This window comes from Kitasatospora sp. NPDC088160 (assembly GCF_044741445.1).
GTDB lineage: Bacteria > Actinomycetota > Actinomycetes > Streptomycetales > Streptomycetaceae > Kitasatospora.
This window is the reverse complement of sequence record NZ_JBIUSS010000004.1, coordinates 224,045-240,951: the sequence shown is the minus strand read 5'-3', so window position 1 is coordinate 240,951 and position 16,907 is coordinate 224,045. Positions and strand designations below refer to the sequence as shown.

The 16,907-nt window shown below is 71.7% G+C and carries 12 protein-coding genes and 1 pseudogene; 9 read left to right on the top strand and 4 right to left on the bottom strand.

The features are described 5' to 3' along the window. Window positions 1–14: 14 nt before the first annotated feature. From ACIOGZ_RS07900 to ACIOGZ_RS07890, 3 genes are read left to right on the top strand one after another with little or no spacing between them, the layout of a single operon-like run. Window positions 15–1,271 carry a nucleotide sugar dehydrogenase gene (locus ACIOGZ_RS07900; protein WP_400985201.1) on the top strand — a complete coding sequence of 419 codons (1,257 nt, stop codon included), beginning with the start codon at window positions 15–17 and terminating at the stop codon, window positions 1,269–1,271. 43 nt (window positions 1,272–1,314) lie between these two features. Continuing rightward, entirely contained in the window at window positions 1,315–2,622 is a 1,308-nt protein-coding gene (locus ACIOGZ_RS07895; protein ID WP_400985199.1) for a hypothetical protein, read from the top strand. After that, a complete protein-coding gene (locus ACIOGZ_RS07890) occupies window positions 2,619–3,752 on the top strand; it encodes a glycosyltransferase family 4 protein (protein WP_400985197.1) in 1,134 nt (377 codons plus the stop codon). The genes ACIOGZ_RS07895 and ACIOGZ_RS07890 overlap by 4 nt, the downstream gene beginning before the upstream one ends. Window positions 3,753–3,887: 135 nt before the next feature. On the opposite strand, the gene ACIOGZ_RS07885 is transcribed toward ACIOGZ_RS07890, so the two are convergent. The 3 genes from ACIOGZ_RS07885 to ACIOGZ_RS07875 all read right to left on the bottom strand — a co-directional run bounded on the left by ACIOGZ_RS07885 (window position 3,888) and on the right by ACIOGZ_RS07875 (window position 5,860). Beyond that, entirely contained in the window at window positions 3,888–4,463 is a 576-nt protein-coding gene (locus ACIOGZ_RS07885; protein ID WP_363580696.1) for a TerD family protein, read from the bottom strand. A gap of 208 nt (window positions 4,464–4,671) precedes the next feature. Then, entirely contained in the window at window positions 4,672–5,130 is a 459-nt protein-coding gene (locus tag ACIOGZ_RS07880; RefSeq protein ID WP_363580694.1) for a peroxiredoxin, read from the bottom strand. Between the two features lie 289 nt (window positions 5,131–5,419). Continuing rightward, window positions 5,420–5,860 carry a DUF3052 domain-containing protein gene (locus ACIOGZ_RS07875; RefSeq protein ID WP_363580692.1) on the bottom strand — a complete coding sequence of 147 codons (441 nt, stop codon included), beginning with the start codon at window positions 5,858–5,860 and terminating at the stop codon, window positions 5,420–5,422. Window positions 5,861–6,377: 517 nt separating this feature from the next. On the opposite strand from ACIOGZ_RS07875, the gene aceE reads away from it, so the two are divergent. Then, on the top strand, window positions 6,378–9,128 hold the full coding sequence (gene aceE, locus ACIOGZ_RS07870; RefSeq protein ID WP_400985195.1) for a pyruvate dehydrogenase (acetyl-transferring), homodimeric type: 2,751 nt from the start codon (window positions 6,378–6,380) through the stop codon (window positions 9,126–9,128). A 183-nt stretch (window positions 9,129–9,311) separates the two neighbouring features. Here the strand turns inward: aceE and ACIOGZ_RS07865 are convergent, their stop codons facing one another. Continuing rightward, window positions 9,312–10,916, bottom strand: coding sequence for an MFS transporter (locus ACIOGZ_RS07865; protein ID WP_363580688.1), 1,605 nt, complete (start codon window positions 10,914–10,916; stop codon window positions 9,312–9,314). 215 nt (window positions 10,917–11,131) lie between these two features. Here ACIOGZ_RS07865 and ACIOGZ_RS07860 point away from each other — a divergent pair, with 215 nt between their 5' ends. The 5 genes and pseudogenes from ACIOGZ_RS07860 (at window position 11,132) to ACIOGZ_RS07840 (ending at window position 16,751) form a co-directional block, all read left to right on the top strand. Then, window positions 11,132–11,821: a TetR family transcriptional regulator gene (locus ACIOGZ_RS07860; protein ID WP_363580686.1), complete on the top strand. Its 690-nt coding sequence runs from the start codon at window positions 11,132–11,134 to the stop codon at window positions 11,819–11,821. 188 nt (window positions 11,822–12,009) lie between these two features. Further along, entirely contained in the window at window positions 12,010–13,314 is a 1,305-nt protein-coding gene (locus ACIOGZ_RS07855) for a sensor histidine kinase (protein WP_363580684.1), read from the top strand. Further along, entirely contained in the window at window positions 13,311–13,985 is a 675-nt protein-coding gene (locus tag ACIOGZ_RS07850) for a response regulator transcription factor (protein ID WP_063347446.1), read from the top strand. Before ACIOGZ_RS07855 ends, ACIOGZ_RS07850 begins: the two co-directional genes overlap by 4 nt. Window positions 13,986–14,828: 843 nt before the next feature. Continuing rightward, a pseudogene (locus tag ACIOGZ_RS07845) lies at window positions 14,829–15,461 on the top strand (alpha/beta hydrolase); the annotation flags it as partial. Between the two features lie 60 nt (window positions 15,462–15,521). Then, window positions 15,522–16,751, top strand: coding sequence for an acyltransferase (locus ACIOGZ_RS07840; RefSeq protein WP_363586289.1), 1,230 nt, complete (start codon window positions 15,522–15,524; stop codon window positions 16,749–16,751). Window positions 16,752–16,907 lie beyond the last annotated feature (156 nt).

Below are 16,907 nucleotides of genomic sequence, written 5' to 3'. Positions count from 1 at the left end.
CGGTTGGAGTCGTCATGAGGGTTGTTATCGGCGGACAAGGCTACGTCGGTCTGCCGCTCGCTGTGCGGGCCGCCGAGCGCGGCCATCGCGTCGTCGGCTACGACGTCGACCAGCACCGTACCAAGCGGCTCGCCGCCGGTGAGTCGTTCGTACAGGACGTGACCTCCGTCCAGTTGCGCGCGGTGCTGGACTCCGGGGCCTACTCCGTGACCACCGACGCCACCTCGCTGGCCGGCGGCTACGACATCGCGGTGATCACCGTGCCGACGCCGCTGCGCGACGGTGCACCGGACCTCTCCTTCGTCGAGTCCTGCGCCCGAACGCTGGGCGGACAGCTGCGCTCGGGCGCGGCCGTGGTTCTGGAGTCCACCAGCTACCCGGGCACCACGCGGGAACTGCTGGTGCCGATCCTGGAAGAGGCGTCGGGCCTGCGGGCGGGGGACTTCCTGGTCGGGTTCAGCCCCGAGCGCATCACCCCCGGCAGCAAGCGGTTCTCGTTCGAGGAGACGCCCAAGCTGGTCTCTGGGATCGACGCGAAGTCCCTCGACGCCATCAAGGGCTTCTACGACACCGTGTTCGACATCACGGTGCCGGTCTCCAGCCCCGAGGTCGCCGAGCTGGCCAAGTTGTTGGAGAACACGTTCCGGCTGGTGAACATCTCCATGATCAACGAGCTGGCGATGCTCGCCCCTTCTCTCGGCGTGAACCTCTGGGAGGCGATCGACGCCGCTGCGACCAAGCCGTTCGGCTTCACACGATTCACCCCTGGGCCGGGAGTCGGTGGCCACTGCCTGCCCATCGACCCGGTGTTCCTCTCCTGGAAGGCCCAGCGGGAGACGGGCACCCCCTTCCGGTTCGTGGAACTCGCCACCGAGGTGAACCAGCGCATGCCTGAGTACGTCGTGGAGCGCCTCCTGGACGCCCTCTATGAGCGACGGATCCCCGTCAACGGCGCCCGGATTCTACTGCTCGGCCTCACCTACAAGGCCAACGCGACCGACCTTCGGGAATCGCCGTCCCTGCGGGTAGCCAGCCTTCTGCGCGACCTGGGGGCCGAAGTGCGCGGCGCCGACCCCAACCTCCCCGAGGGCGACCACACGGAACCGGCCGTGCTCCGAGTGGACGCGACCCCGGAGGAGATCGCCGGCGCCGACGCGGTGGTACTGCTCATGGACCACGCCCTCTTCAACTTCGACATGGTCCAGGAATACGCGTCCTACGTCCTCGACTGCCGAAACCGGCTGTCGGGCGCGAACGTCGAGGTTCTCTAGCCTCCCCGGAACTCCCTGCCGCCTTCCACTTCCAGGAGCTTCCTTGCGCGCCGAATGGGAACAGGCCCACACGGACTTCTCGCTGCCCGTGCAGCGTCGCGCCCCCGCCTCGCTGACCGACAGCGAGAGCGACTGGCGCCAGTACCTGGAGACGACCCCCAACGGGTGGCTGCTCCGGCACAATGCCCTGACCGCGGCACTGGTGAGCGGCCGACCGTTGAACCTGCTGCACACCACCCGGGGCCTGGACGCCATCCAGGCCGGCCGACAGCTTCACGTCTCCTCCGGCTGCCTGGTCGGGGCCCTGTACTGCTCGCCCCTCACAGCCGAGCGCGAGGGACTGCGGCCTCACAACCTCGGGGCCTACCTGATGGAGACGAAGCCCTCCACCCGGCCCTTGATCTTCGAGGTCACCCCGGACGCCCCGATCCGGCCCCTGGGCGTTGACTACCTGCATCTCGGCGCGATCCACCTGCGGATCTACCGGCACTACCGGAGCTTCCTCACCCCGGCCGAGACCAGCCGGATCGACCGCATCGTGCTGGCCGGCCTGCGCGGGGCCGCCGAGTTCCTCGACCTCGCCCTCCGCAACGCCTCCGGCCGTCCCACCGCGGCACCGGAGTTCGTCGACCAGCTGTCCGAGGCCGTGGTCATGGTGCCGTTCCTCGGCTACCTGTACTTCGAAGTTCTGTCCGAGTACCTGATGCTCCACTCCACCGCCCCAGAGACCAAGTCCCTCGCCCAGGCCGGGGAGCTGAACTGCCGGCTCTACAAGGCGCTGGCCTTCTCCGCGGTGGACACCATGGGCACGCTGTTCGACCTGTCCCGCTTCGCACCGCGTTACGACAGGCTCGTCCGACTGATCAGCGGGATCGAACCGGGTCTCAGCGCGGGAGCCGCCGAGTACGTACGGCGACGGCTGTCCCACCTTCTCGCCCAGACCGCACTGCACCCACTCCAGGATGCGGCGGCGGTCAGCTTTCAGGGCGCCGGTCTCGGGACGGTCCAGGAGTTCGCGCCCGGGCTGATCGGCCAGATGCTCTTCCGCGAGGTCCGCTACCTCCCCCGTTACGGGGAGCTGTACCACTACTTCGAGAAGGCCAAGGCCCTTGAGGCATGGGCCTTCTGGAATCAGCATGGAATTCCCACCCCTTTCAATGGGCTCCTCCCAAAAGGGGAGATCGGAATCCAGCCTGCCTATCCCCGGGCGTCGGTCCGAGTGTGGACGGCGGAGCGGGACACCAGGGGCTTTCTGCACCCGGTCACGGAAATCCAGGCCACCGTCACACCGCACCTGGCGTCGTGGTGGGCGCCTCCCCGTCAGCGCGAGATGAACGAGGTAGCTGCATGACCGCCAAGCTCCGCATCCTGACCGGCATCAACCGGACTTCCGGGCCCTCGTCCGGGAGCACGATCATCGTGAACGACATCTACGGGGCGATGCCGGAGTTCAGCACGACGTTCCTGGGCCGGGAACCGGTCGATCCGGCCTGGAACTACTCGTTCGACGAGCTGATCCCCCTGGCCACGCCGAAACGCCCCCAGGGCCCCGAATTCGACGCCTACCTTGCTCGGCTGACCCGCGAGGTCGGCGCGCTCATCGAGCAGAGCCGGCCCGACGTGATCCACGCCCAGAACCCCGGGTTCGCTCTCAGTCTGGCACTCGTCCGAGCCTCGGGCAGCATCCCGGTGATTTCCATTGCCCACGGCCCGGAGGTGATCGTCGCCGAGCGCGACGAGCGGGACCGCGAGCTGCTGCATGAGGTCGTTGCCGCGAGCGCCGCGGTTGTGGCCCCGACCGCCGCCCTCGCCGGCCGAATCGACCAGCTCACCAGAAGGCGGTGCGTCGACCGAATCTCCGTGATCCCCTGGGGCATCTCCCTGGACGACATCCGGGTACGCGAGTACCCGTCCGCCGGGACCGGACCGCTGTCCCTGGTGTATGCCGGACGCCTGGACGCCAACAAGTCCGCGGTGACCGGCATCGAGGCCGTCGCGATGACAAGCCAGCCGCACCGGCTGACCATCATCGGCCAGGGCCCCGAGGAGGAAGTACTACGCGAGCGCACCCGCGCCCTCGGCATCCAGGACCGGGTGAAGTTCGTACCCTTCCTGCCCCGCCAGGAGCTGTGGCAGCGCCTGCCCGAGTTCGACGCCCTGGTTTTCACGACCGCCGGTTCCGAGGCGTTCGGCCTGGTGGCCATCGAGGCACAGGCCCACGGCCTCCCCGTCGTCTACGCGAACCTGTCCGGAATGGCGGAGACCCTGCGTCACGCCGGCAGCCCGTTCACGGCAAGCAACCCGGCGAGCCTGGCGTCCGCACTCGACGAGCTGGCCCGCGACGTGTGCTGGCGCAACGCCCTGATCCGAGCCGGGCTGGACAACGCGCGCCGGTACGACATCACCAGCACTGCAAAGCGGCTGGCGGCCCTGACCACCAGCGTCGCCGGAGTCAGTACGAAGTCAGCACCGGACGGCTGACGAGGGGTGATCAGGGGTGCCTCCAGGTCAGCACCAAGCCAGCACAGGAGCGGCAAGGGGGCCTGAACCGAAAGGAACAGACCCCCTCTGACCTGCATGTTTGCCAGATCAAAAGCGCCGTGCTATGTCGTCCGGTCAGACGTTGACGCCGAAGTCCTGGGCGATGCCGCGCAGGCCGGAGGCGTAGCCCTGGCCGATGGCCCGGAACTTCCACTCCGCGCCGTTGCGGTACAGCTCGCCGAAGACCATCGCGGTCTCGGTGGAGGCGTCCTCGGAGAGGTCGTAGCGGGCCAGCTCCGTGTTGTCGGCCTGGTTCACCACGCGGATGAACGCGTTGCGGACCTGGCCGAAGTTCTGCCCGCGGTTCTCGGCGTCGTAGATCGAGACCGGGAAGACGATCTTCTGCACGTCCGCCGGGACGCCGGCCAGGTTGACCTTGATCGCCTCGTCGTCGCCCTCGCCCTCGCCGGTGCGGTTGTCACCGGTGTGCTCGACGGAGCCGTCCGCGCTCTTCAGGTTGTTGAAGAAGACGAAGTTCCCGTCCGAGGCGACCTTGCCCTGCTCGTTGCAGAGCAGCGCGCTGGCGTCCAGGTCGAAGTCCGTCCCGGTGGTGGTCCGGACGTCCCAGCCCAGGCCGACGACCACGGCCGAAAGCCCCGGGGCCTCCTTGGTGAGCGAGACATTGCCGCCCTTGCTCAGGCTGACACCCACTTGTCCTCCAAGAATCGGGAGGCACGCCCTGGTGCCCCCGTGGTGCGGTTCGAGGCGCCGGCCGGCGAGCGGCTCACGTGCCCCACCCGGCCAACGGACCGAGCGTAGTGCGCGGTTCCCGTCCGGACGTGCGAACGGGCCCGGCGCGGCTGTTCGAAGTTCGCGGGGCCGGGCCCACGGCCACCGCCACGGGCCTCCACGCGGGGCCTCAGAGGGCGCCGAGGGCCTTCAGGTACTCCTGCTCGTCCCGGGCGTCCGGGAGGTCGTTGACGACGCTCCAGCGCACCGTGCCCGCCGTGTCGATCACGAAGGTGCCGCGCACGGGGCAGCCCTTCCGCTCGTCGAGGACGCCGTAGGCGCGGGCGACCTCGCCGTGCGGCCAGAAGTCGGCCAGCAGCGGGAACTCCAGGCCCTCCCGCTCGGCGAAGACGCGCTGGGTGAACTGCGAGTCGCAGGAGACGCCGAGCACCTGGACCCGGTCGTTCTGCAACTGCGCCAGCTCCCGCTGGATGGCGCCGAGCTCGCCGGTGCAGACGCCGGTGAAGGAGAACGGGTAGAAGACCAGGACGACGTTCCGCTCGCCCCGGAAGTCGGAGAGGCGGACCGCTTCGCCGTGCTGGTTGTTGAGCTCGAAGTCCGGAGCCTCGGTGCCGACCTCGATGGCCATGGACGTGACCTTTCTGACGCGACCGCGCCGCGCGGGCGGCGCGGCCAGCGCCATCCTCGCATCCGTTCGGGCACGTTCCGCCGAATGGATGAGGGCGGCACCCGCGCGCTCCACCGCTTTCGCCCTGGGCGAACGCGTTTCCGGGCCGGCCCCGGGGCGGACGCGACCCCGGGCGACCACGCTCCGTGACGACGAGGGCGACGCCGCCCCCGGTTCCGGACCCGGAAAACGATCGGGCCCCGCCGGAGGGATCCTCCGGCGGGGCCCGGTGCGGGGCCTCAGAGCCCGCTCAGCGCTTGCCGGCCGGCTTGGCCGTGGACTTGGTGGCGAGCCGGGTGGCCGCCCAGTCCTTGGCGACCGCGATCGAGCTGGTCTGGGAGAGACCGGCGGTGCGGGCCGCGTCCGCGATGTCGGACGCCTCGATGTGGCCGTCGCGCCCGGTCTTGGGCGTCAGCAGCCAGATCAGACCGCCTTCGGCCAGGTACTCCAGGGCGTCGACGAGGGAGTCGGTGAGGTCCCCGTCGTCGTCGCGGTGCCACAGCAGGACGGCGTCGGCGACGTCGTCGTAGTCCTCGTCGACGAGATCCGTCCCGGTGAGCTCCTCGATGCCTTCGCGGAGATCCTGGTCAGTGTCGTCGTCGTACCCCAGCTCCTGGATGATCTGGCCCTCTTCGAAGCCGAGACGGGTCGCCGGGTTGGACTTGTCCGCGGGGTCCGCGGTCGCGCTCACGGGAATAACCTCCAGTATTCGGCCCGGCGTCCATGCCGAGGCTGTGGCCGTAGTCCACACGGGCGCGGCGGTTCGCGCAAGTACCCGACCCCCGATCCCCCCCAAAGGTTGACGTGCCACAGCGGGGACACGCCGTTCGATGTGTCGGGAATCACACCGATTTGCCCTTCTCTGCATGAGACAAGGATGCTTCGGGTGGTCCCGGCCCACAGGGCGTACGGATGCCCGAGATACGAACGGCATTCGGGTCCGCGCGTGCGCGGGCGTAGAGTCTCCTGTTGGCCCTCACCCCGGCCGCCCGCCATCGGGCGGACGGGACACCAGGTCGGACCACCTCTGTACGTAGCACCCGGGGGTGTGCGGGGCGGGCGAAGTCGCCCGGACCGCGCACCGCCAGACCGTCCCGCCCACCAGGCGGAACGGTTACCGATCGGTAGAGATGACGGATCTCCGAGCGCGGTAGCACGATGGAGGCGGCGCGACACACCTCAGTTTCGACCGACAGTGAAGGAACAGCGTGGCTTCCGGATCCGATCGCAACCCGATCATCATTGGCGGCCTTCCGAGTCAGGTCCCGGACTTCGATCCCGAGGAGACCGCGGAATGGCTGGAGTCGCTTGACGCGGCCATCGACGAGCGGGGGCGCGAGCGCGCCCGCTACCTGATGCTCCGCCTGATCGAGCGCGCCCGCGAGAAGCGTGTCGCCGTGCCCGAGATGCGCAGCACGGACTACGTCAACACCATCGCGACCAAGGACGAGCCGTTCTTCCCCGGCAACGAGGAGATCGAGCGAAAGATCCTCAACGCGACCCGCTGGAACGCGGCCGTGATGGTCTCCCGGGCACAGCGCCCGGGCATCGGCGTGGGCGGGCACATCGCCACCTTCGCCTCCTCCGCGTCGCTGTACGACGTCGGCTTCAACTACTTCTTCCGCGGCAAGGACGCCGAGGGCGAGTCCGGCGACCAGATCTTCTTCCAGGGCCACGCCTCCCCCGGCATCTACGCCCGCGCGTTCCTGCTGGACCGACTGTCCGAGCAGCAGCTCGACGCGTTCCGCCAGGAGAAGTCGAAGGCCCCGTACGGCCTCTCCAGCTACCCGCACCCGCGGCTGATGCCGGACTTCTGGGAGTTCCCGACCGTGTCCATGGGCCTCGGCCCGCTCGGCGCGATCTACCAGGCCCGGATGAACCGCTACCTGGAGCACCGCGGGATCAAGGACACCTCCGACTCGCACGTCTACGCCTTCCTCGGCGACGGCGAGATGGACGAGCCGGAGTCGCTGGGCCAGCTGTCGCTGGCCTCGCGCGAGGGCCTCGACAACCTGACCTTCGTGGTCAACTGCAACCTGCAGCGCCTGGACGGCCCGGTCCGCGGCAACGGCAAGATCATCCAGGAGCTGGAGTCCCAGTTCCGGGGCGCCGGCTGGAACGTGATCAAGCTGGTCTGGGACCGCAGCTGGGACCCGCTGCTCGCGCAGGACCGCGACGGCGTCCTGGTCAACAAGCTGAACACCACGGTGGACGGCCAGTTCCAGACCTACGCCACCGAGACCGGTCAGTACATCCGCGAGCACTTCTTCGGCAGCGACCTGCGCCTGCGCAAGATGGTCGAGAGCATGACCGACCAGCAGGTCCAGCACCTGGGTCGCGGCGGCCACGACCACAAGAAGATCTACGCGGCGTTCAAGGCGGCCCGCGAGCACAAGGGCCAGCCGACGGTCATCCTCGCCCAGACGGTCAAGGGCTGGACGCTCGGCCCCAACTTCGAGGGCCGCAACGCCACCCACCAGATGAAGAAGCTGACGGTCGAGGACCTGAAGCGCTTCCGCGACCGGCTGCACCTGCCGATCACCGACAAGCAACTGGACGAGGGCTACCCGCCCTACTACCACCCGGGCCGCGACTCGGAAGAGATCCAGTACATGCACGACCGCCGCAGCGAGCTGGGCGGCTACGTGCCGACCCGCAAGGTGCGCCCGCGTCAGCTGGAACTGCCCGGCGACGACGCGTACAAGGCGGTCAAGAAGGGCTCCGGCAACCAGACCATCGCCACCACCATGGCGTTCGTCCGGGTGCTCAAGGACCTCATGCGGGACAAGGGCATCGGCAACCGCTTCGTGCCGATCGCGCCCGACGAGTACCGCACCTTCGGCATGGACTCGCTCTTCCCGTCGGCGAAGATCTACAACCCGCTCGGCCAGACCTACGAGTCGGTCGACCGCGACCTGCTGCTGGCCTACAAGGAGTCGCCGACCGGCCAGATGCTGCACGACGGCATCTCCGAGGCCGGCTGCACCGCCTCGCTGATCGCCGCCGGCTCCTCCTACGCCACCCACGGCGAGCCGCTGATCCCGGTGTACGTCTTCTACTCGATGTTCGGGTTCCAGCGCACCGGCGACCAGTTCTGGCAGATGGCCGACCAGCTGGCCCGCGGCTTCGTCATCGGCGCCACCGCCGGCCGCACCACGCTGACCGGCGAGGGCCTCCAGCACGCCGACGGCCACTCGCAGCTGCTGGCCTCGACCAACCCCGGCGTCGTCGCGTACGACCCGGCGTACGGCTTCGAGATCGCGCACATCGTCCAGGACGGTCTGCGGCGGATGTACGGCACCAGTGCCGAGCACCCGCACGGCGAGGACGTGTTCTACTACATGACCGTCTACAACGAGCCGATCAAGATGCCGGCCGAGCCCGAGAACGTGGACGTCGAGGGCATCCTCAAGGGTCTGCACAAGTACGCGCCGGGCACCGCCGGCCAGATCCCGGCCCAGATCCTCGCCTCCGGCGTGGCCGTGCCGTGGGCCCTGGAGGCCCAGCGCATCCTCGCCGAGGAGTGGAACGTCAAGGCCGACGTCTGGTCCGCGACCTCCTGGAACGAGCTGCGCCGCGACGCGGTGGAGGCCGAGGAGTTCAACCTGCTGCACCCCGAGGAGCAGCAGCGCGTGCCGTACGTCACCCAGAAGCTCCAGGGTGCCGAGGGCCCGGTCGTCGCCGTGTCCGACTGGATGCGCGCGGTGCCGGACCAGATCTCCCGCTGGGTGCCCGGTCAGTACCAGTCGCTGGGTGCCGACGGGTTCGGCTTCGCCGACACCCGCGGTGCGGCGCGTCGCTTCTTCCACATCGACGCGCAGTCGGTCGTCCTGGCGGTGCTCACCGAGCTCGCCAAGCAGGGCAAGATCGACCGCAGCGCGCTGAAGGACGCGATCGACCGCTACCAGCTGCTCGACGTGGCCGCGGCCGACCCGGGCGCCGCCGGCGGCGACGCCTGATCACCCGCTAGACCCTGAAGGGCCGGGCCTCCAAGCACGGAGGTCCGGCCCTTCGGCGTTCCCGGGTGCACCCGAGCGGGTCCCGCTGGTCCCACCGGCCCGCGGCGGCGGATGAGGGCACGCAGCGGCCCCGGACTCCATCGAGTCCGGGGCCGCTGGTCGTCGGCCGTCGGCCGCGCGGGATCAGATGTGGACGGCCGGGCCCGCGTCGACGGTGCCGCGGCGGGTGAGCAGGCCGAGCACGGCGGCGCCGAAGGCCACCACGGCGGCGACCGCGAAGGCGAGCGACATGCCGCTGACGAAGGAGTCGTGCACGGCGCCGGCCATCGCGTCCACCGCCTGCTGCGGGGTGCCGGCCGGGGCCGGCGGGGCGATGCCGAGCTGCGCGGCCTGCTTGAGGCCCTCGGCCTCGGCGCCCTGGACCGGCGGCAGGCCGGCCCGGGCCCAGTTGCCCGGCAGCACGTCAGTGACCTTGGCGGCCATCAGCGCGCCGAGCACCGCGGTGCCGAGGCTGCCGCCGACCTGCATCGCGGCCTGCTGGAGGCCGCCGGCCACACCGGACAGCTCCAGCGGGGCGTTGCCGACGATCACCTCGGTGGCGCCGACCATGACCGGGCTGATGCCGAGGCCCATCAGGACGAACCAGAGCGACATCACGCCGGTGCCGGAGCCCGCGTCCAGGGTGGACATGCCGAACATCGCGGTGGTGGTGATCAGCATGCCGGCCACGATCGGGATCCGCGGGCCGAGCTTGCCGATCGCGATGCCCGCCACCGGCGAACCGATGATCATCATGCCGGTCATCGGCAGCAGGTGGACACCGGCCGACACCGGCGACATCCCGTGCACGTTCTGCAGGTAGAAGGTCACGAAGAAGATCGCGCCGAAGAACGCGAAGGCCATCAGCACCATCAGCAGGGTGCCCGCCGACAGCGGCACCGAACGGAACAGGCTGAGCGGGATCAGCGGCTCCTTCGCCCGGGCCTGCCAGAACGCGAAGAGCACCATCAGGACCACCGCGCCGCCCAGGAACAGCAGCGTGCGGGCGTCGCCCCAGCCCCACTCGGGGGCCTTGATGATGCCGAAGACCAGCGCGAACATCGCCACCGAGAGCAGCGCGATCCCGGGCAGGTCGAAGGACTTGGCGGCCTTCTCGGCCCGCACGTCCTTGAGGATCCACAGGCCGAGGCCGAGCGCGATCAGGCCGACCGGGATGTTGATGAAGAAGACCGACTCCCAGTTGACGTGCTCGACCAGCAGGCCGCCGACGATCGGGCCGGCCGCGGTCGAGGCGCCGATCACACCGCCCCAGATGCCGATCGCCATGTTGAGCTTCTCGGCCGGGAAGGCGCCGCGCAGCAGGCCGAGCGCGGCCGGCTGGAGCAGCGCGCCGAACAGGCCCTGGAGCACCCGGAAGGCGATCACGGTCTGGATGTTGCCGGCGAAGCCGATCGCGGCCGAGGTGGCGGCGAAGCCGACGGCGCCGACCAGGAAGGTGTTCTTGTGGCCGAACCGGTCGCCGATCTTGCCGGCCGTGATCAGGAAGACCGCCAGGGCCAGCAGGTAGCCGCTGGTCACCCACTGGATCTCGGAGGGCGCGGCCTTCAGGTCCGCCTGGATGACGGGGTTGGCGATGGCGACGATCGTGCCGTCCAGGGCGACCATCATCACGCCGACCGCGACGGTCAGCAGGGTCAGCCAGGGGTGCCCCTTGAGCCCTCCCCCGCCCGGTGGCGTGCGCTGCGGCGGGACGTCCGCCTTGGCGTTCTTGACGACGGACTGGCTCATCTGGGGCCCTCCGGGGGCGTGGCAGAGAACGGAACGTGGGCGTGGCGCCGCGACCCACCCGTCCCCACGAGTGCCCGGTCGGCGAGCGCCACTTCCGGCAGATTATGTCAGCCACTGACATTCGGCAAACACTGACTTCTGACTCTGGCTGACATTTGTCAGAGCGCTAAGGTTGTGCTCCTCACCCCGCCCGCACGCGCTCGGAAGGCCCCGCCATGGCCGCTCGCACCCCCACCCCCACCGCCGCCCCGGGCACCCCCGAACGGCTGCCAGGGCTGCGCGAGCGCAAGAAGCAGCAGACCAGGGACGCCCTCGTCCAGGCCGCCCACGTGCTCTTCCTCGGCCAGGGCTTCGCCCGCACCACCGTCGACGAGATCGCCTCCGCCGTCGAGGTCTCCCAGCGCACCTTCTTCCGCTACTTCGCCAACAAGGACGAGGTCGCGCTCGCCGTGATGGCCGACGCCGAGGACTACTTCATCGAGTGCCTGTGCCGCCGCCCGGCCCACGAGTCCCCGCTCCAGGCCCTGCGCGCCGCGATCGTCCAGTCCTGGCGCGAACTCGGCGCCGAACACCGCAGCGGCCCCCGCTCGATCACCACCGCCCTCGAACTGATGCGGATGATCGAGGAGACCCCCACCCTGCTCGCCACCCACCTGCGCCGGGTCACCGAGCAGGAACGGGTGGTCGTCCGGGTGCTCGCCGAGCGCGAGGGCCTCGACCCGGCCGAGGACCTGCGCCCCACCGTGCTCGCCGCCGTCTTCGGCAGCGTGCTGCGCGCCGCCCACCTGTCCTGGACCCCCGACCAGGAGCCCGCCGGGCCCGAGGGCATGGTCGCCGTCATCGAGCGCCACTTCGACCAGCTCGGCCCGGCCCTGGCCGGCCACTGGCGCACCGGCCCGCAGTAGTACCGGCCACGCAGTAGTACCGGCCACGCGGTAGTACAGGCCCGCGGTAGTACCGCGGGCACCACTCCCGGCCCCGGAACCGTGCCGGGAGCAGTAGTACCCGGGTAGCACCCCCTACTCCGGTAGCACTCCGATGTTCGACCCCAGTGCGACGACGGGCGGACGGCACCCTCTTAGGCTGGCCCGCGATGAAGACGATCACCACGACCGAAGTCCGCGCGCAGGCCCTCCGGCTGCTCCGCTCGCTCCGGCACCACCTCACCACCCCGACCGGCGGGTACGCCCCGCTGCTCGGGGACTCGCCCCGCGCCTGGCTGCGCCGGCTTCCGTACGTCGTCGCGCTGATCATGCAGGCCTCGCTGATCCCCACCGGGATCGTCGCGCTGGTCGACTTCTACGGCGTCGCCGTGCCCATCGCCGGCGCGCTCACCGTCGCCCAGACCGCACCGCTGCTGCTCGCCATCACCCGGCCGCTGGCCGCCTGGTGGATCAGCGCGGCCACCCTCGTCACCACGGCCTCCATCACCGCCCGGCACCACCAGTTCGGCGGCACCTGGCCGTGGACGGCGCCGATGGTCCTGGCGTACGTCTTCCTGCTGATCGCGCTCGCGCTGCGGGAGAGCCGGGCCACCCTGATCGCGGTCTGGATCGCGACGATCCTGCTCACCCTCCTCACCACCACGCTCGGCTTCCCGCACGCCGACGACGGCACCACCATGCTGCTGGTCGCCCTCGGCGGCGCCGCCCTGCTGCTCGGCTGGGCCGTCCAGGACCGCACCGAGGCCCGCCGGCTGCTCGCCGAACAGGAGCACATCAGCGAGGCCGAACGCGAGCGGCGCACCCTGCTGGAGGAGCGCGCCCGGATCGCGAGGGAACTGCACGACGTGGTCGCCCACCACATGTCGGTGATCGCCGTGCAGGCGGCCAGCGCGCCGTACCGGATCACCGGCGTACCGGCCGCGGCCACCGAGGAGTTCACCGCCATCGCCGGCACCGCCCGCGAGTCGCTGACCGAGATGCGCCGGCTGCTGGGCGTGCTGCGCAGCGAGGAGTCCGCCGCCGAGAAGGTGCCGCAGCCCGGGATCGAGCAACTGCCGCAGCTGATCGAGACGGTGGGGCGGGCCGGGGTCCCGGCCGAGCTGACGGTGGATCCGGGGCTGGCCGAGGCGGTGCCGAAGGCCGTCGGCCTGTCCGCGTACCGGATCGTGCAGGAGGCGCTGGCCAACGTGGTGCGCCACGCGCCCGGTTCGCGGGCCCGGATATCCCTGGTCGACGAGGGCGCCACCCTGCTGCTGACCGTGGTGAACACGCCCCCGCCCCAGCACACCGAGTCGCTGGAGGCCTCCATGGAGGGCACCGGACAGGGACTGATCGGAATGCGGGAACGCGCCCGGCTGGTCGGTGGCAGGCTGGAGACCGGCCCGATGCCGGACGGCGGCTACAAGGTCGCCGCCGTCCTGCCCCTCGAAACCCCCCGGGAGAAGCCCGCATGACCATCCGCGTGATCATCGTCGACGACCAGGCCATGGTGCGGGCCGGCTTCGCCGCCCTGCTCAACGCCCAGAGCGACATCGACGTGGTGGGGGACGCGGCGGACGGCGCGCAGGCCCTGGAGGTGAGCGGCCGCACCCACCCGGACCTGGTGCTGATGGACGTCCGCATGCCCGTCATGGACGGCCTGGAGGCCGCCCGCCGACTGCTCGACCCCGCCGTCCCCGGCGCGCACCGGCCCAAGGTGATGATGCTGACCACCTTCGACGTGGACGACTACGTGTACGAGGCGCTGCGCGCCGGGGCCAGCGGCTTCCTGCTCAAGGACGCCCCGCCGGCCGACCTGATCTCCGCGGTCCGGGTGGTCTCGGCCGGCGAGGCGCTGCTCGCCCCCTCGGTGACCCGCCGGCTGATCGAGGACTTCGCCCGCAACCGGCCGGCCCGGCGGCGGGACCCCAAACTGCGGCTCAACGGCCTCACCCCGCGCGAGACCGAGGTGCTGGAGCTGATCGCCCGCGGCCTGTCCAACCAGGAGATAGCCGGCCGGCTGGTCCTGGCCGAGCAGACCGTCAAGACCCACATCGGGCGCATCCTCGCCAAGCTCGACCTGCGCGACCGCGCCCAGGCCGTCGTCCTCGCCTACGAGTCCGGCCTCGTGACGCCGGGCCAGTGACGCCCGCCGGGCCGGTGCTCCCGGCCACCGCCACCCGGGCGGCACCCCCGTGGTACCCCGAGCGATACCCCGAGTAGTACCCCGGTAGCACCCGGGAGTTGGCCCCGCGGTGTGACGTCCGCGGGGCCGTCGCATTTCTACCTTCCTTTCCGTCGAAGTCGAACGGACGAGGGAGGGGCCGGACATGGGGAAGTTTCGGGTCAAGAGAGCCATCGCGGCCAGTACGGTGATGCTGGCCGCGGTGCTCGGTCTCGGCGGCTTCTCCACGGATGCCCAACAGGCCGTCACCGGCCCGCCGCCGGGCAGCGCCGCCTGGGTGGCCGACACCGCGCTCGGCGTCCACCCGCCCGACCCGGCCACCGCCACCCCGGCCGAAGTCGCCGCTTTCTTCGCCGAGTTGACGCCCGCCCAGCAGGACGCGCTGGCCGTCCGGCACCCACTGGTGGTCGGCAACCTGGACGGCGCCCCGGTCCAACTCCGGTACCGGGCCAACACGCTGGCCCTCACCGCGGAGCTCGGCCGCGAACTCGCCCGAGCCACCGACCCGGCGCTCACCCCGCAGGACCACGAGCAGGCCCGCACCCGCGCCGAGCGCTACCGCGCCCTGCTGGACGGCGACCGCCGGATCCTCGTCTTCGACCCGCGCGGCCGCGGGGGGGGGGCCCCGGGGGTGGGCGGCCCCGCCCCCCCCCCCCCCCCCCCCCCCGGGGGCCCCCCCGCCGGCGCCCCCCGGGGGGGCCCCCGCCGCCCCCCCCCCCGCCCGCCCGGGGCGCCCCCGGCCCTTCGGGGGGGGCCCCCCGGGGCGGCGGGGGGGGGCCCCGGGGGGGGGGCGCCCCCCCCCCCGCCGCCCCCCGCACCGCCGTCGTCGTCCCCGGCTCGGACAACGACCTGGAGAACTTCGACCGCTCCCCCGGCTCGTACGGCACCCCCGCCGGCATGGCCCGCTCGCTCTACCAGGCCACCGACCGGCAGACCGCCGTCATCGCCTGGACCGGCTACACCACCCCGGTCGGGATCGGCCTGGGCGCCGCCACCGAGGACCTGGCCCGGGCCGGGGCCGCGCGGCTCACCCGACTGCTCGACGGACTCGCCGTCAGCACCCGTCCGCAGGCCCCGGCCACGGTGTTCTGCCACAGCTACGGCTCGGTGGTCTGCGGGCTGGCCCGCCCCGGGCCCGACCAGGCCTCCGGCGTGGTCGTCCTCGGCTCTCCCGGGATGGGCGTCGGCTCGGCCGCCGCCCTCGACCCGCGCGTCCCGCTCTGGGCCACCGCCCGCAACGACTCCGACTGGATCGGCCGGGTCCCCTACGTCTCGGTGCTCGGCCTCGGCCACGGCGCCGACCCCACCGCCCCCGGCTTCGGCGCCCACCCGCTGCCCGCCACCGGATCCGAGGGCCACGCCGGCTACTTCGCCCCCGGCACCGCCTCGCTCACCGCCTTCGCCGCCATCGCCCTCGGCCTCGGCCTCGACCGCTGACCGCTGACCGCTGACCGCTGACCGCTGACCGCTGACCGCCTCACCGAAAGGAGCACCGCCATGGCCCACCCGCTGACCGCCCTGCGCCGCGCCGCCCACCAGGTCGACGCCCGCACCCCCGAGACCCGCGACCGCGCCCTGGACGGGCTGCGCGCCCTCGCCCTGCTCGCCGTGCCGGTCGGGCACTGGCTGCTCGGCGGCTTCACGCTCTCCGCCGACGGCGCCCTGCACAACGCGAGCCCGCTCTCCTCGCTCGGCGGCCTCGCCCCGATCAGCTGGGTGCTCCAGATGCTCGGGGTGTTCTTCCTGGTCGGCGGCCACTCCTCGGTCCAGTCGCTGGAGCGGGCCCGGGCCAAGGGCGTGACGTACCCGGGCTGGCTGCGCGGCCGGTCGGTGCGGCTGCTGCGCCCGGTGCTGGGGGTGACGGCCGTCTGGGCGCTGCTGATCGCGCTGCTGCCCGCGCTCGGTGTCCCCGGCGACACCGTGCGGACCGGCGCGACGCTGGTGGTGCAGCCGCTCTGGTACATCGCGGTCTACCTGGGGCTGACCGCGCTCACCCCGCTGTGCGTGGCGGCCGGGCGCCGGCTGGGCGGCTGGTCGGCGGGCGTCCTGGTGGCCGCCGTCGCCGCGGTCGACCTGCTGCGGTACGGGCCGTGGGCGGAGGCGGTGCCGTCCTGGGTCGGACTGTTGAACATCCTGCCGGGCTGGCTGTTCGGCTACCAGCTGGGCGTGCTGTGGGCGCAGGGCCGGCTCGGCCGCCCGGTGGCCCGGGTGCTGCTGGTCGGCGGCGGCGCGCTGTTCGCCACGCTGCTGCTGGCGTTCCACTACCCGGCCAGCATGGTCGGGGTGCCCGGGATGGAGCGGACCAACTCGCACCCGCCGTCCCTGCTGGTGCTGGCCCTGGCGGCGACGCAGTGCGGCGCCGCGGTGCTGCTGCGGGAGCGGCTGGGCCGGCTGCTGACCCGCCGCCCGCTGCTGTGGCTGCCGGTGGTGGTGGTCAACCTCTCGGCGATGACGATCTTCTGCTGGCACCAGAGCGCGATGCTCGCGGTGGCGGTGCCCGGCGCGGCCGGCCTGGGCGCCGTACCGGGGCTGACCACCGCGCCGGACTCGATCGGCTGGGTGGCCGCCCGGGTGGCGCTGCTTCCGCTGTTCGCGGCCGTGCTGGTGGCGATCGGGTGGTTCACCCGGCGGTTCGACGGGCCGTGGACGGCCTTCTCCCGGGCCGGGAAGGCGCTGGCCGCGGCGGGTGCGGCGCTGTTCGCCGCGTACGCGCTGGGCATGGTGTGACCTGCGCCGGAGAGTGAGGCACTGAGGGGCGGGGGCCGCCGCGGGCGCGCCCCCCCCCCCCCCCCCGCCCGGCCCCCCGCGGGGGGGGGCCCGGCCCCCCCGGGGGGGCGGGGGGGGGTGGGTGGGTTTCCCGCGCGGGGGGCCGGCCGCGCGGAG